A 15,236-nucleotide genomic window follows, 5' to 3' on the forward strand; every position below is an offset into this window, starting at 1 on the left:
AACCGTTTCCGTTCCGGGATTTTTCGTATTCGGCCTTTCCGGTTACTCTGCGGGAGCGACCTCGGGCTTCTCGGCCGTTGCAGTCGAATCCGCCGGAGCGGGCTCCTCGTAAGGAGTCACGTCAATCAACTCGACCTCGAACTCCAAAGCCTCGTTGGGACCGATGTCACGGCCTGCGCCGCGCGCACCGTAAGCCAGGTCGGCGGGAATCCAGAGCGTGATCTTGCCGCCCTTGCCCACCAGTTGCAAACCCTCGGTCCAGCCGGGGATCACACGGTTGAGCGGGAACTCGACGGGCTCGTCCTTGTCGAAATCGTCGGGACGCTGTTTCTTGATCATCTCCTGCTGCTCTTTCGAGCGGTTGGCGAACTTCGAGGTATCGAACACCTTGCCGTCGCGGGTGCGGCCCGTGTAGTGAACCTTCACCACGTCGCGCGGGTCCTTCGGCATCGCAGCGGCGTCGCCGGCAGCGGTAACCTTATAGAGCAGGCCCGACTCGGTCTTCTTCACGCCCGATTTCTTCTCCATTTTCTCCAGCCATGCCTTCGAAGCCTCGGCGTTCTCGGCCGGACGCTTCACCATGAAGTAGTACTGCAAGTACTGGTTCACCTCGTCCTCCGTCATTTTGGCGTTGTTGTCGCGGACGTTCTGCATGGCCTCGCTGATCCAAACCAGCTGGATGGGCATGCCGCTCTGAGCTACGTTGTAACCGATATCGTTACCGAATGCGTAGGAAATCTCGGCGCGCTCCTCTTCGCTCTCGAACATCTCGGGATCGGCTGCGGGATACTCGACCTTGGTCGAATCGCCGCCGGCCAGACGGACGCTGTCGGCAGCGGCACGCTTCTCGGCGATAGCCTGCGCACGCTCGCCGCGCTTCGACATGAAATACTCGCGCAGCATGTCCAGCGACTTGTCGTGCTCCTGCGAAGCCTTGCCCATGGCGCCTTCCTTGATACCCTTGTCCACGAGTTTGAAATCGAACGGGATATCCTTCATTTCATAGCTCATGCCGTAACCGATGTTGGCTCCGAGCGAATACGACAGCGAGTCGAAATCCGAAAGGCTGCCCATCTGCACGCCGCTCTTGTTTCCTCCGCAAGAAGCGAGCATCGCAGCACCCGCGAGTGCCGCAGCAAAAAAGATTTTTTTCATTGTTGTTTTTTAACTATGTTTTGAGTTTGCTTTTATTCGTACGCGCAAAGATATAAAAATATTGTATAACGCTCATCTTTATCGGCGTAAATTATCTTCGCCGCGACCGATTCGCGTATTTATCGACATCGACGAGCTCGATTTCATAGTAAAGCGTCGCATTGGGGGCCACGCCCAGCTCCTTGTCGCCCTCGGCGCCGTAGGCCGCCGACGAAGGCATCCAGGCGTTGATCTTCCCGCCCTTGCCGATCAGCTTCACGCTCTCCTGCACGCCCTTCCGCAGGTCGCGCAGCAGCGAGCGCACCGTGTCGCCCTTCTCGTAGGAGGAGGCGATGCGGCTGCCGTCGGCCGTGCGGATCACCCACCGCAGGGCCACGCTGTCGCGGTCCGACACGGGGACCTGCTCCTGATCGCCGACGGCCGTCACCGTATAGGTCACGCCCGACGAGGTGCGGGCATAGGAGCGGTTCGACTTGGCTATATCGGCAAGGAACTGCTCCTCGTAGGCCCGGGCCTTCTCGGGCAGCGCATAGCTCACATAGCGCAGGTAGAACGTCTCGGCATCGGCCGCCGAAAGTTTCGCCGACCGGTTTACGGCGTCGCGGATGCCCTCGCAGACGGCGTTCACGTTAATCGTCGAATCCATCCGCAGCAGGTTCATACCGACGTTCATGCCGATGACATAGGCCACCGAATCGGTGTCGTTTCTGAGTTTCACGCCCCCGCCCGACTTCTTCGAGCAGGCCCCGGCCAGCAAAGCGGCGGCGGGGAGGATCAGCAGGATTTTTTTCATTGTCTCGTACTTTTTTTCGAAAAAGCCAGAATCAGCAGGCATCCCACGATCGCCGCCGCGAGCGAGCCCATCAGAATGGCGATCTTGCCGCGGTCGATCAGATCGGCATCGGTGAAGGCCAGCGAATCGACGAACAGCGACATCGTGAACCCGATGCCGCCCAGACAGCCCACGGCCAGCAGCATGCGCCACGTCGCCCCCTCGGGCAGCTCTGCGAGGCCGGACTTCACGGCGCCCCACGAAGCGAGGAATATGCCCAGCGGCTTGCCGACGAGCAGACCGAAGAAGACGCCCATGCCGATCGAACCGATTTCGGGCGAATGGTGGAAGATATTGAGGTATTCGAACGAGGTGATCTCGACGCCGGCGTTGGCCAGCGCGAAAATGGGCATGACGAGGAAGGTCACGTAAGGCGCCAGGGCGTGTTCCAGCCGGTAGCTCATGCCCACGGAGTTGGCCGACAGGTCGTGCATGCGCCGCAGGTAGAAGCGCTGCTCCTCGTTGGGGAAATCCTCGTGGGTGGCGGCCGAAAGCATCAGCCCTTTGAGCCAGCGCATCTTATGGGCGAAGTACTCCTTGCTGTAACGGGGTTCCATCGGGATCAGCAGGGCCATCGCCACTCCCGAGATGGTCGAGTGCACCCCCGAATAGTAGAACAGTCCCCACACCACGAAGGCCGGCACCAGGTAAGAGAACATCCGCTTCTCGCCCATCTGCTTCATGAAGTAGACCCCGAGCATGATGGCCAGCGCCACCAGCAGGCAGCCGATCTGAACCGTCCCGCCGTAGAAGAGCGCGATGACCAGAATGGCCCCCAGGTCGTCGGCGACGGCCAGCGCCGTGAGGAAGATTTTGAGCGACACGGGAACGCGGTCACCCAGCATCGAGAGGATGCCGATGGCGAAGGCGATGTCCGTGGCCGTGGGGATTCCCCAGCCGTTGGCGGCGGCCGTACCGTGGTTGAAGAGCGTGAAGACGATGGCCGGAGCCAGCATGCCCCCCGCGGCGGCCAGCACCGGAAGAATCGCCCGCCGCACGGACGAAAGCTGTCCGCAGACGATCTCGCGCTTGATTTCGAGCCCCACGGCGAAGAAGAAGATCACCATCAGCCCGTCGTTGATGAACTTCTCGACGGTCATGCCCCGGGGGAAGATCCAGTCGATCAGTCCGTCCGGAGAGCGGACCATCAGCGAGAGGTCGGTTTCGAGCAGGTGATGATAGTAAACCTTGGTGCCGGGCAGGTTGGCCAGCAGCATGGCGAGGATCACGCACGCGAGCAGCACTACGCCGCCGGCCCACGGAGCCTCCAGAAAATTACGGCCGCGAAGCCCCATCACATGTCGCTGGCGCACCCAGCGATACATCGAAAACAGTCGCATTTGCTTATTCGTTGTTTGGTTTTTCGTTCGATTTGAGCGCCTGCCCGCAGAGTTTCCACAGGATGCGGGCCCCGGTGATGGCGTCGATCCGGTCGTCGGCCGCGGGGCACACCTCCACCACATCGAATCCGATGATGCGGCGGCCCGAGCGGACCAGCGTGTCGATCAGGTAGACGGCCCGGTTGAAAGAGAGGCCCCCGCAGACGGGCGTACCCGTATGGGGGCAGTTGTCGAAAGAGAGTCCGTCGATGTCGAAGCTCACGTAGACCTCGGCGGGCAGCGTCCCGACGATGCGGCGGCACTGGGCGTCCCACGTCTCGCCGCGGAACTCCGCAGCGGCCAGCGAGAGGTCGTCGAACGTGGCGATACGCTCCGACGAAGCGGCCATCGCGGCCTCCGCCTCGCTGAAATCGCGCACGGCGACCTGAGCGATCCGGCTGACCTGCGGCACGTCGCGCAGGACGTTGAACATGATCGACGCATGGGAAAATTCAAAACCCTCGTAAGCGTCGCGCAGGTCGCAGTGGGCGTCGATATGCAGGATGCCGAACGCCTCGTGACGGGCCCCCAGAGCGCGGATCAGCCCGTAGGGCGTCGAATGGTCGCCGCCCACGAGCCCCACGATCTTGCCTGCGTCGAGCCAGCGCACGGCCTGCGCCCCGATGTTGGCGTTCATGGCCGCACAGCCCTCGTTCACGCGGCGGACCTTGCGCACGACATAGTCGTCTTCGAGGCACCCGCCCCCTTCGAGATGGTCGATCACCCGCGAGGCATCGACACGCAGGCGCTGCGAAGACTCCAGCAGCGAATAGTCCACGTCGGCCGTGGCGATGCCGCGGCGCCAGGCCCCGGGGGCCAGCGGGTCGTAAAAATCCAGCTGCGTCGAGGCTTCGATGACGGCGTCGGGAGCATAGGCCGTTCCGGCTCCGTAGGAAACCGTCACGTCCCACGGCGCCGAAATCAGCACCAGTTCCGCCGTTTCGGGCTCGAACGGAAGCCCGAAATAGGTTCCGTTGTCCACGCCGACGCCATCCGGATCGAAGGGTTTCTGTTCCATAATGAAATTTAAGAATCTACAAAGATAGCAAAAAACCCGGTGATTCCAAACCCGGATCGCATACGGCTTTGCAAAACCATCCGACCCCTAAAAGTGTCGTTACGACACCAAAGATAGAAAAAAATCGAATGGATTCAAAATCGGACTGCGCGCCCCGGCAAAACCTTCCGACGGACAAAAAAGCGTCGCGGCGACACCGGAGATGCGAAAAATTCAATTTTTGTCTATATTTGTTTCCCGTAAAGGAACGAAAGAAAAAAACGTCCATACCATGAAAATCATAGCCGACAGTGCCATTCCCTTCCTGAAAGGGGTTCTGGAACCTTTCGCCGAGGTGCGTTATCTCCCCGGAAAGGCCATTTCGGCCGCCGACGTCCGCGACGCCGACGCGCTCCTGACCCGCACCCGCACGCGGTGCGACGCGGCGCTGCTCGCCGGTTCGCGGGTGCGCCTCGTCGCCACGGCGACCATCGGATTCGACCACATCGACACGGCGTGGTGCACAGCGCACGGAATCACGGTCACGACGGCCGCCGGATGCAACGCCCGGGGCGTCCTGCAATGGGTCGCCGCCGCGCTCGTCCACCTCTCCCGCACACAGGGCTGGCAGCCCGCAGAGCGGACGCTGGGCGTCGTGGGCGTGGGACACGTCGGGTCGCTCGTCAAAACTTATGCCGAAGCGTGGGGATTCCGCGTTCTCTGCTGCGACCCGCCGCGCGAGGAGCGGGAGCGGTGCGGATTCCTGCCGCTGGAGGAGGTGGCCCGCCAGGCCGACATCCTCACGTTCCACACCCCGCTCGACGACACGACGCGCCGCATGGCCGGCGAGGAGCTGTTCCGGCGCATGAAACCCGGCGCCGTCGTGATGAACTCCTCGCGCGGGGAGGTGGTTGACGGCGCAGCCCTGCTCCGGAGCGGTCTCGAATGGGCCCTCGACGTTTGGGAGCACGAACCGGACCTCGATCCGGAGCTGCTGGGAAAAGCCCTGCTCGCAACGCCCCACATCGCGGGTTACTCGGAGCAGGGCAAGGCCAACGCCACGGCGATGTCCGTAGCGGCGCTGGCGCGCTGTTTCGGACTGCCGCTCGAAGGGTGGTATCCGCCCGAAGCGGCGCCGTCCGTTCCCCGGCCGATCGCGTGGCAGGAACTTTGCGACACCATCGGCGGCGTCTACGACATCGGAGCCGAAAGCCGCCGGCTCAAAGAACACCCCGGCGACTTCGAATCCCTGCGCGACCGCTACGCCTACCGCCGCGAATACTTCTGACCCCGCCCGCCCAAGAGGCGGGTTTCAGGGGCGACGGGAAGTCACCGGGATTCCGGTCCGGTTCTGCGCTCCGCCACATAACGGCCGAAGTCGTACATCGTTAGTCAATTTTTACTACCTTTGGGGTCGTAACGACCCGTTTATCCCGTCGGAAGGTTCTGCCGAACCGCACACATTTCGGTTTTGCACCCATCCGACTTTTTAGTACCTTTGCCGCGTCATGTACCGAAGGATCATAAAACCCCTGCTCTTCTCGCTCAACATCGAGCGGGCCCACCACATCGTCCTGCTGATGCTGCGCATCTTCGGGCTGATCCCCGGGGGCCGCTGGCTCCTGCGCAAATGCTACGCCGTGGAGCATCCGGCGCTCGAACGCGAGGTCTTCGGCATGCGGTTCGCCAATCCGGTGGGAATCGCCGCGGGGTTCGACCGCAACGGCGAAGCCTACCGCGAACTGGCCGCCCTGGGATTCGGATTCGTCGAGGTGGGCACCGTCACGCCCCGCCCCCAGGCGGGAAATCCCCGCCCGAGGGTCTTCCGGCTCCCGAAGGACAACGCCATCATCAACCGCATCGGACTTTCGAACCGCGGCCTCGAAACCGCCATCCGCCACCTGCGGCGTCCGCACGGCGGGGTGATCGTGGGGTGCAACATCGGCAAGAACACCTCGACTCCGGCCGAGAACGCCCCGGCCGACTACCTGAAACTCTTCCGCAACCTTTACCAGTATGCGGACTACTTCACCGTGAACATCAGCTGCGACAACTCCTGCCGCGAAGGGGCGACGCACACGCGCGAACACATTCTTCAGATACTCAACCCGCTGTTCGACTTCCGCCGCGGGCAGAACCAGTACCGGCCGGTCATGCTCAAAATCTCGCCCGACATGACGGACGAGGTGATCGACCGGATCACCGACGTACTGATGGAGACGCCGCTCGACGGCATCGTGGCCACCAACGGCTCGCACGGCCGCGAGGGGCTGCGGACCAGCCGCACGACGCTCGAAAAGATCGGCAGCGGCCGCCTCAGCGGAGCGCCCCTCACCCGCCGCGCCGTGGAGATCGTGCGCCGCATCCACACCCGCTCGGGCGGCACCTACCCCATCATCGGCGTGGGCGGACTGATGTCGGCCGACGACGTGCGGGCGATGCTCAACGCCGGGGCCGACCTCGTGCAGCTCTACACGGGATATATCTACGAGGGTCCCGGACTGGTCCGGAACGTATGCCGCGCGCTGATCGACGAGGCCGAAGAGCTGGCCGCCATGCGCGCCGCCGAGGAATCGATGAAAAACGGGGAAAATCCCGAAACATCCGGTCCGGAGCCCGCCGAAACCGCCGGGGAGGCATCCGACGGCAAGTCGGAGGAGGAGCGTCATCCCGGCTCCGGGCAAAAATAACTCCACCCATGAAGGCAACCATCATCACCATCGGCGACGAAATCCTCATCGGCCAGATCGTGGATACCAATTCGGTTTCCATCGCCAAACACCTCAACGCCGCGGGCATCGTGGTCCGCGAGAAGCTCTCGATCGGCGACGACCGCACGCAGATCGTCGAAGCCGTCGGACGCGCCATGTCCGCTTCGGAGGTCACCGTCATCACCGGCGGACTCGGCCCCACGAAGGACGACATCACCAAGAAGACCCTCGCGGAGATGTTCCGCAGCGAGATGCGCTACGATCAGCGGGTCGCCGGCCACGTAGAAAAGATGCTCGCCGAACGGGGCATCGAGTTCAACGAACTGAACCGCTCGCAGGCGATGGTTCCCGCGTGCTGCACGGTGCTGTTCAACGCCCACGGCACGGCCCCGGGCATGTGGTTCGAACGCGACGGACACGTCGCGGTGTCGCTCCCGGGCGTACCGTTCGAGATGGAGCACCTGATGGAGGACGAGGTGATGCCGCGGTTGAAAGCCCGTTTCGCGCTGCGCCAGATCGTCCACCGCACGATGATCACCGCCGGGCTTCCCGAGTCGATGCTGGCCAAGCGGATCGAGGCGTGGGAGAACGCCCTGCCGCCCTACCTGAAACTGGCCTATCTGCCCAATCCGGGAGCCGTGCGGCTGCGCCTGTCGGCCTACGAGGTCGAAGGCGAGAGCGTCGCCCGCGAGATCGAACGTCAGTTCGAAGCCCTGCGCAAGCTCATCCCCCACAACATCATCGGATTCGAGACCGCCACGATGCAGGAGCTGGTGCACAAGATCCTCACCGAACGCGGACTGACCCTCGCCACGGCCGAAAGCTGCACGGGAGGCGCCATCGCCGCGCGCTTCACGGCCATACCCGGCGCATCGGCCTACTTCCGCTGCGGCGTGGTGTCGTACAGCAACGAATCCAAGGTGAAACTGCTGGGCGTGAATCCCGCGGACATCGAACGCTACGGCGCCGTGAGCGAACAGGTGGCCCGTCAGATGGCCGAAGGAGCCCGCCGCGCGGCAGACGCCGACTACGCCGTCGCCACCACCGGCATCGCCGGGCCCACGGGCGGCTCGGCCGAAAAACCCGTCGGCACGGTCTGGATCGCCGTCAGCTCGCCCGAGCGCACGGTCGCCCTGCTCAAACAATGCGGAACCGACCGCGGGCAGATCATCGACCGCGCCAGCGCCTTTGCCGTCGGCCTGCTGCGCGACTGCCTCAACGGAAAATAGAGGCTCCGGACGAAATCCTCACGCCCCGCACCGAATAAAAAAAGCCGGGGATTATTGGTATTTGACGAAAAGGTTGTATATTTGCACTCCCCTAATCGGGTTTTAACCAAAAATCTATCGAATAATGAAAGTTTGCGAAATCACAGGCAAGGTAGCGATCGTGGGCAACAACGTTTCGCACTCGCACCACAAGACCAAGCGCAAATTCAGTCCCAATCTGAAAACCAAGCGTTTCTGGTCGGAGCAGGAGGGCCGCTGGATTACCCTGAAGGTAACGGCCGCCGGTATGAAAACAATCAACAAGAAGGGTCTTGCAGTCGCCCTGCGCGAAGCTGCCGCACCCAAAAGCGTGTACTAAAAACAACGAGTAACCAATGGCAAAGAAAGGCAACAGAGTTCAGGTCATCCTCGAGTGCACCGAACAAAGAGAGAGCGGCGTTGCGGGAATGTCCCGTTACATCACCACCAAGAACAAGAAAAACACCCCCGACCGTCTGGAGCGCAAAAAGTACAATCCGTTCCTCAAGCGCGTCACCGTTCACCGTGAAATCAAATAGTTAAGAGAGCTTTATGGCAAAGAAAGTAGTCGCAACACTGAAAACCGGCACGGGTAAGCAGTTCACCAAGTGCATCAAGATGGTCAAGTCGGAGAAGACCGGAGCCTACATGTTCAAGGAAGGCATCGTCCCCAACGACCAGATCAAAGAGTTCTTCGAGGAGAAGAAATAGCGTATTTTAAGAGCTCGACTCTTAAATACAAAGGGCATCTTTCGGGATGCCCTTTGTGTTTTCAGGAGCCGAAAATACCGCGATTGAAATATTTTTGCTACTTTTATCCGAAAAATTTCCAGACGGCCCGATCCGGTCGGTTCCGTCCGGGAGATTACGACGTGTTTCATGAAGAAAATAGCATTCATCATCATTCGCTACGGAGTCGAAGTCAACGGCGGCGCAGAAGTCCACTGCCGCATGCTGGCTGAACGATTGCGACCCTATTACGACGTGGAAGTGCTTACCACAACGACCCGAATCTTCCGGGACCCCGCCAGCGACTACCCCGAAGGGGTCAGCACCGTCAACGGCGTCACGGTCCGCCGGTTCAAACCCGCACCCATCGACGGAGAGCACCACGGGCTCTACCGCAAGAAGTGCAAGACGGCCCGCCGCATCCGCCTGCAACTGGCCAAAATGGGGCTGCTGGGCGTGATCTCCTCGCTGCATCCCGAATGGACCATGAGCCTCGAAGCCGAAAAACGCTACTACGAATCGCAGGAGGACCATACGCCTCAGATGTTGGAGTTCATCGAACGGCACAAGGATGAATATGCGGCTTTCCTTTTCATGAATTTCTATTTCAGCCAGCCGGTGCTGGGCTCGACGATCGCCCCCGAAAAGACGATCCTCATTCCCCTGGTTCACCCCGACAAACCGCTCTATTACAGCATCAACGCCCCGATGTTCACCCGCGTAAGGCACATCGCCTTCAACACCGCGGCCGAGCGGCAGCTCTGCCGCCGGGCGTTCGGCGCCTCGCTGGCCCCGAACAGCCTGGTAGGGTGCGGCATCGAAGAGGCTCCGGAAGCGGATTGGGGGGGGGTCAAGGCCAAATACGGACTGCCCGACCAATATGTGCTCTATCTCGGGCGCATCACGCCGTCGAAGACGACCCGGGTGATCCCCGACTTCCTGCGCTACAAGAAGGAACACGGCGGCGAAATCAAACTGGTGATGGTGGGCGGCACGGAACTCGACATCGAGCGTTCCGACTCTCCCGACATCATCTTCACGGGATACGTTTCCGACGAAGAAAAGAGCGCCATCATCCGTCACGCCACGGTGATGGTCAATCCGTCGCGCATGGAGAGCCTCTCGCTGCTGATGCTCGAAGCCATGCAGAACCGCGTGCCGCTGCTGGTCAACGGCCGGAGCCGCGTGATGAAAGACCACTGCAAGTCGAGCGGAGCGGCGTTCTGGTACGACAGCAGCCGGGATTTCCGCAACAAACTCCACCGCCTGATCTCCGATCCCGAACTGCGCCGCACGATGAGCGAAAAAGGCCCGGCGTACGTGCGCGAACATTACGACTGGAGCGTAATCATCCCCAAGCTGCGGACGCTGATCGAAAGCCTCTGACGCGACCCGCAGAAATACGAATCGGTGCACCCCGAAAGGAGTGCACCGATTTTCCGTCCGGACCCCGGCGTCAGAACTTATGCACGGCGCGCACGAGGAACTTGTTGTATTTCGGAATCTCGATCACGTAGGGAGGTTCGATGCCCATGTGGGTCGTATAGGCGCTCTTCTCGTCCATCTCGGTCGAGGAGAAATAGTAGACCAGCCGGTCCATGCGCTTGCCGCCGGCATCCTTGAGCGCGTCGTTGAACTTGTTGCGCGCCTGGCGGTTGTTCTGCACGCGCGTTCCGCCGTTGTAGTTGTGGCCGATGGTCAGCATCTCGTCGATGGCGGGCAGGTACCACCCCTCGCCCTTGTCCCGGCACCACTTGAAAGCAGGGAAATCATCCCACGTAAGGTTGTTGGCGGCGATGTACTGCGCCACTTTCTCCATGTTCTCCGCTCCGTCGGTCCGGCTGTCGGCGCCGACCACACGCAAGTCGGGCTTGCGGAACTCGCTCCAATGGAGGTAGATCTCGTCGAGCGACATCACCAGCCCGTGCATGCCGTCGTCCGAAAGCTGGCAGATGACGCCCCGGATGCCGTTCTGGTCATACAGCTCGCCGATCTCGTACTGTTTGAGCACGTAACGTCCGGCGGGCGTCTGCGTCGCAGGTCCGGCAGCCGGGGTTTCGGCCGGAGCGGATTGCGCCGGTTCCGCCGGGGTGGCCGGGGTCAGCGGCGTCGCAGGGATGGTCCTGGTGTAATACTCCTTTTCGCCGTTGGCGTACTGGATATAGTGTATCTCCTTGACGGGCAGCACGTAGGTCGGACCGTCGGGATTCGAAAAACGTTTGTAGCGCACCGCCTCGGGGGTGATTTCGATCACCTTGGCTTCGATCTTCGTGGCGTCGGTCTTCACGATCAGGTCCTGCGCGGCGGCGGTCAAAGCGCCGCACAACGCCGCGAACAACAGCAGAATGGTTCTTTTCATCATTATAATATATAACATATGTTGGACAATGATAGTGCAAGCCGAGAGCAGAGGCAAATTTATTTGACTATGCCGAGGCGCCGCCTATCCAAGCGGAGGTTCATCCTCTGCAAATATAACGTTTTTTTTCAAACATTCTTGTTTACCTTTGGTGTCGGTGCCGTAACGGCACTTTCAGACAAGCGGAAAATTCTGCCGGACCGCAGCGATCTGCGAAACTTTCCGACTTTTTCGTACCTTCGGCTGCGCCTTAAATACTCCCGCTCGGCAATGTTCAAATAAAAATTTGACATTGCCCTCGCTTATTCATATCTTTGCAGAAATTAACCGCAAGGACATGGCATTTTTCGATATTTTCAAAAAGAAACAGGATACGCCGCCCTCCGAGGAGCAGGCGCGCAAACAGCAGCAGGAGCTCAGCGCCGGGCTGGAAAAGACCAAGACGGGACTCTTCTCGAAACTGGCGCGCGCCGTGGCGGGCCGCTCGACGGTCGATGCCGACGTGCTGGACGACCTCGAAGAGGTGCTCATTTCGTCGGACGTGGGCGTGGAGACCACCGTGAAGATCATCCGCCGCATCGAGGAGCGCGTCGCCCGGGACAAGTACATGAACGCCTCGGAGTTGCAGTCGATCCTGCGCGAGGAGATCACCGCCCTGATGGAGGATGCGCACGGCTCGTCGGAGCACTTCGGGCTCGACGCCGCCGAGGGCCAGCCCTACGTGGTGATGGTCGTGGGCGTCAACGGCGCCGGCAAGACCACCACCATCGGCAAACTCGCCGCGCAGCTCACCAAGGCGGGCCGCAAGGTCTGGATCGGCGCGGCGGACACGTTCCGCGCCGCGGCCATCGACCAGCTGCAAGTGTGGGCCGACCGCGCCGGGGCGACGATGATCCGTCAGCAGATGGGCTCCGACCCCGCGTCGGTGGCTTTCGACACGCTCACCTCGGCCAAGTCCAACGGCGCCGACGTGGTGCTGATCGACACCGCCGGGCGTCTGCACAACAAGGTCAACCTGATGAACGAACTGACGAAGATCCGCAACGTCATGGCGAAGGTCATCCCCGGAGCTCCGCACGAAGTGATGCTCGTGCTCGACGGCTCGACGGGCCAGAACGCCTTCGAGCAGGCGAAGCAGTTCACGCAGGCTACGCAGGTCACCTCGCTCACCATCACCAAGCTGGACGGCACGGCCAAGGGCGGCGTGGTGATCGGCATCAGCGACCAGTTCCACATTCCGGTCCGCTACATCGGCATCGGCGAAGGCATCGACCAGCTGCGCATCTTCGACCGCAGGGAGTTCGTCAACGCGCTGTTCGGAGATGAAAAAAATTAACGTCATCACGCTCGGCTGTTCAAAGAACACCGTCGATTCGGAGCACCTGATGGCGCGGCTCGCAGCCGCCGGGTACGAGGTCCTCTTCGACAGCGACCGCACCGACGCCAAAGTGGTGGTGATCAACACCTGCGGATTCATCGGCGACGCCAAGCAGGAGTCGATCGACATGATCCTGCGCGCGGCGGCGGCCAAGCAGGCCGGGAAGATCGAACGGCTGTTCGTCGTGGGATGCCTCTCGGAACGCTACGCCGACGAACTGCGGGCCGAGATTCCCGAGGTGGACGAATATTTCGGCGCCCGCACGTGGGACGGCATCGTCCGCGCCCTGGGGGCCTCGGAGGACCCTGCGCTGGCCACCGAACGCCGCCTGACCACCCCGAAGCACTACGCCTATCTGAAAATCTCGGAGGGCTGCAACTGGAAATGCGGCTACTGCGCCATTCCGCTCATCCGCGGCGGCCACGTCTCCGTCCCGATGGAGGAGCTGGAGGAGGAGGCCCGCAAACTCGCCGCACAGGGAGTCCGGGAGCTGATGGTCATCGCGCAGGACACGACCTATTACGGCATCGACCTCTACGGACGGCGGATGCTGGCCGAGCTGCTGCGCCGCCTGTGCCGCATCGACGGCATCGCGTGGATACGCCTCCACTACGCCTACCCCGCCGCTTTCCCCGACGAGGTGATCGAAGTGATGGCCGCGGAACCCAAAATCTGCAAATACCTCGACATTCCGTTCCAGCACATTTCCGACGCCCAGCTCGCGGCCATGCACCGCCGTCACACCAAGGCCGAGGCGATGGAGCTGATCCGCCGTCTGCGCACGGCCATTCCGGACCTCGCGCTGCGCACGACGCTGCTCGTAGGTTATCCGGGCGAGACGGAAGCCGATTTCGAAGAGCTTCTGGAGTTCGTGCGCGAGGTGCGCTTCGAGCGGCTCGGGGTCTTCGCCTACTCCGAGGAGGAGGGGACCTATTCGGCCGAGCAGCTCCGCGACGACGTGCCAGAGGCCGTGAAACAGGAGCGCGTGGAGCGCATCATGGCCCTGCAAAACGAGATTTCGCTCGAAAACAACCGCCGCCGCGTGGGACGCACCGAACGGGTCATAATCGACTCGCGCCAGGGCGATTTCTACGTCGGACGCACGCAATACGACTCCCCGGAGGTGGATCAGGAGATTCTGATACCCGTCGGCGGGAGACGGCTCCTGCGCGGACACTTCTACGAAGCGGAGGTCACGTCGGCAGCCGATTACGATCTCTACGGCGAAGTACGCACAAAATAATTTTTGGCTTTTCCCCGTTTTTTTCCTACCTTTGGTGTCGTAACGACACTTCAGGCCGGGAAATTTTGCCGGACCGCATGCAATTCCGTTTTGGAATCGTCCGGTTTTTTTCCTACCTTTGATGTCGTAACGACACTTTTAGCAGGTCGGAGAGTTTTGCGGATCGTACGCAGTTCCGTTTTGGAATCGTCCGCTTTTTTCCTACCTTCGATAAAGTAAACCGGAACTCGATCCGAAGACATGGCCGACAAAAGCGTGATAACGAATCTCGAAGCCCGCGTAAAGCAGCTTATCGACGACCACAGACGGCTGTCGGAACTCTGTGCGGAACTGACGGCACAGCGGGAGACGCTCCGCGCGGAGAAACGCACGCTGGAAGAGCGTGTCCGGGAGCTGGACGGCGAGCTGGCGCGCATGCAGCTGACCGAAGGTCTTGCGGGAGAGAGCCGGAACCGGGAAAAAGCGCGGGCGCGCGTCAACCGTCTTATGCGGGAGGTGGACAAGTGCATCGCGCTGCTGGGGCAGCAGCCGGCAGCGCCGGAGGCCCGATAAGGCAGCCCCGGAAGAGGAGGAGACAGAGAACGAAACGAAAGAAGAGAGAAAATGGCAAAACAGTCGATAACCCTCAAAATAGCGGGAAAAAGCTATCAGCTCAATATCGAACGCGAAAAAGAGGAGGTGTACCGGCTGGCCGAACGGGAGGTGAACAACTACCTCGCACAAATAAAACAACGGAACATCAAGGACTGGAACGACCAGGACTACCTGTCGATAACCGCGTTGCAGTTCGCCATTGCGAACGTCGGAATGCGCCAGAGCCGCGAGGTGGACAGCGAAGATCTCCGGCAGCTGGAAAAAATCGGCACGGAAATAGATACGTATCTCAACGACCTGAAAGGGTGACCCCCCGAAGGCGGTACGCATCGGCGAAAAACGTTCTTTTACATACAAGAATCTACCCGCATAGATTCCTTAAAGCTTTGCGAAACTGAACATTTACTAAATTGGGGCAACTCAGGGCGCTTCAAAATCAGGCCTTACTACCCTTCGGGGGAGTACGTTACGGCGTACCGTTGGAAGATTGCGATTGTCGGAGCCCCCACACATGACTGATCGGCAGATTCGTCAAACGAGACTAAGGAATCCTATGCGGTTTTTTATGACTACACAAGAAACCCTAATAATAACAACCAAAAACACGTAAAA

The 15,236-nt window shown here is 60.9% G+C and carries 16 protein-coding genes; 11 read left to right on the forward strand and 5 right to left on the reverse strand.

Translation table 11 applies throughout. From position 1 onward, the window contains the following. Window positions 1–42 precede the first annotated feature (42 nt). From NQ519_RS04125 to NQ519_RS04140, 4 genes are all read right to left on the reverse strand, one after another. The gene (locus tag NQ519_RS04125; RefSeq protein WP_026076252.1) at window positions 43–1,155 is read right to left on the reverse strand and encodes an FKBP-type peptidyl-prolyl cis-trans isomerase; all 1,113 of its coding nucleotides are present in this window, start codon (window positions 1,153–1,155) and stop codon (window positions 43–45) included. A 91-nt stretch (window positions 1,156–1,246) separates the two neighbouring features. Continuing rightward, window positions 1,247–1,948, reverse strand: coding sequence for an FKBP-type peptidyl-prolyl cis-trans isomerase (locus tag NQ519_RS04130; protein WP_019149338.1), 702 nt, complete (start codon window positions 1,946–1,948; stop codon window positions 1,247–1,249). Continuing rightward, window positions 1,945–3,327, reverse strand: coding sequence for a Na+/H+ antiporter NhaA (gene nhaA / locus NQ519_RS04135; RefSeq protein WP_026076251.1), 1,383 nt, complete (start codon window positions 3,325–3,327; stop codon window positions 1,945–1,947). The genes NQ519_RS04130 and nhaA overlap by 4 nt, the downstream gene beginning before the upstream one ends. Before the next feature lie 4 nt (window positions 3,328–3,331). Continuing rightward, on the reverse strand, window positions 3,332–4,384 hold the full coding sequence (locus NQ519_RS04140) for an arginase family protein (protein WP_019149336.1): 1,053 nt from the start codon (window positions 4,382–4,384) through the stop codon (window positions 3,332–3,334). 271 nt (window positions 4,385–4,655) lie between these two features. On the opposite strand from NQ519_RS04140, the gene NQ519_RS04145 reads away from it, so the two are divergent. The 7 genes from NQ519_RS04145 to NQ519_RS04175 all read left to right on the forward strand — a co-directional run bounded on the left by NQ519_RS04145 (window position 4,656) and on the right by NQ519_RS04175 (window position 10,436). Continuing rightward, window positions 4,656–5,651 (forward strand): 4-phosphoerythronate dehydrogenase, encoded by a 996-nt coding sequence (locus tag NQ519_RS04145; protein WP_019149335.1) that lies wholly within the window; start codon window positions 4,656–4,658, stop codon window positions 5,649–5,651. A gap of 220 nt (window positions 5,652–5,871) precedes the next feature. After that, the gene (locus NQ519_RS04150; RefSeq protein WP_019149334.1) at window positions 5,872–7,053 is read left to right on the forward strand and encodes a quinone-dependent dihydroorotate dehydrogenase; all 1,182 of its coding nucleotides are present in this window, start codon (window positions 5,872–5,874) and stop codon (window positions 7,051–7,053) included. Window positions 7,054–7,061: 8 nt separating this feature from the next. After that, entirely contained in the window at window positions 7,062–8,303 is a 1,242-nt protein-coding gene (locus NQ519_RS04155; protein WP_019149333.1) for a competence/damage-inducible protein A, read from the forward strand. 124 nt (window positions 8,304–8,427) lie between these two features. After that, window positions 8,428–8,661 carry a 50S ribosomal protein L28 gene (rpmB, locus tag NQ519_RS04160; protein WP_019149332.1) on the forward strand — a complete coding sequence of 78 codons (234 nt, stop codon included), beginning with the start codon at window positions 8,428–8,430 and terminating at the stop codon, window positions 8,659–8,661. Between the two features lie 16 nt (window positions 8,662–8,677). Then, window positions 8,678–8,860, forward strand: coding sequence for a 50S ribosomal protein L33 (rpmG, locus tag NQ519_RS04165; protein WP_010266679.1), 183 nt, complete (start codon window positions 8,678–8,680; stop codon window positions 8,858–8,860). A 13-nt stretch (window positions 8,861–8,873) separates the two neighbouring features. After that, complete coding sequence (locus tag NQ519_RS04170) at window positions 8,874–9,032, forward strand: DUF4295 domain-containing protein (RefSeq protein WP_019149330.1); 159 nt, start codon at window positions 8,874–8,876, stop codon at window positions 9,030–9,032. Window positions 9,033–9,200: 168 nt separating this feature from the next. Continuing rightward, window positions 9,201–10,436, forward strand: a complete 1,236-nt coding sequence (locus NQ519_RS04175) for a glycosyltransferase family 4 protein (protein WP_019149329.1) — start codon at window positions 9,201–9,203, stop codon at window positions 10,434–10,436. Between the two features lie 70 nt (window positions 10,437–10,506). Here the strand turns inward: NQ519_RS04175 and NQ519_RS04180 are convergent, their stop codons facing one another. Continuing rightward, complete coding sequence (locus tag NQ519_RS04180) at window positions 10,507–11,409, reverse strand: hypothetical protein (protein WP_227901025.1); 903 nt, start codon at window positions 11,407–11,409, stop codon at window positions 10,507–10,509. Between the two features lie 337 nt (window positions 11,410–11,746). On the opposite strand from NQ519_RS04180, the gene ftsY reads away from it, so the two are divergent. The 4 genes from ftsY (at window position 11,747) to NQ519_RS04200 (ending at window position 14,933) form a co-directional block, all read left to right on the forward strand. Further along, entirely contained in the window at window positions 11,747–12,745 is a 999-nt protein-coding gene (gene ftsY / locus NQ519_RS04185) for a signal recognition particle-docking protein FtsY (RefSeq protein WP_019149326.1), read from the forward strand. Further along, the gene (gene rimO, locus NQ519_RS04190; protein WP_019149325.1) at window positions 12,732–14,030 is read left to right on the forward strand and encodes a 30S ribosomal protein S12 methylthiotransferase RimO; all 1,299 of its coding nucleotides are present in this window, start codon (window positions 12,732–12,734) and stop codon (window positions 14,028–14,030) included. Before ftsY ends, rimO begins: the two co-directional genes overlap by 14 nt. A 240-nt stretch (window positions 14,031–14,270) precedes the next feature. Then, window positions 14,271–14,582, forward strand: a complete 312-nt coding sequence (locus NQ519_RS04195; protein WP_019149324.1) for a hypothetical protein — start codon at window positions 14,271–14,273, stop codon at window positions 14,580–14,582. Window positions 14,583–14,633: 51 nt separating this feature from the next. Continuing rightward, entirely contained in the window at window positions 14,634–14,933 is a 300-nt protein-coding gene (locus NQ519_RS04200; protein ID WP_019149323.1) for a cell division protein ZapA, read from the forward strand. Window positions 14,934–15,236 lie beyond the last annotated feature (303 nt).

This window comes from Alistipes senegalensis JC50 (assembly GCF_025145645.1).
GTDB lineage: Bacteria > Bacteroidota > Bacteroidia > Bacteroidales > Rikenellaceae > Alistipes > Alistipes senegalensis.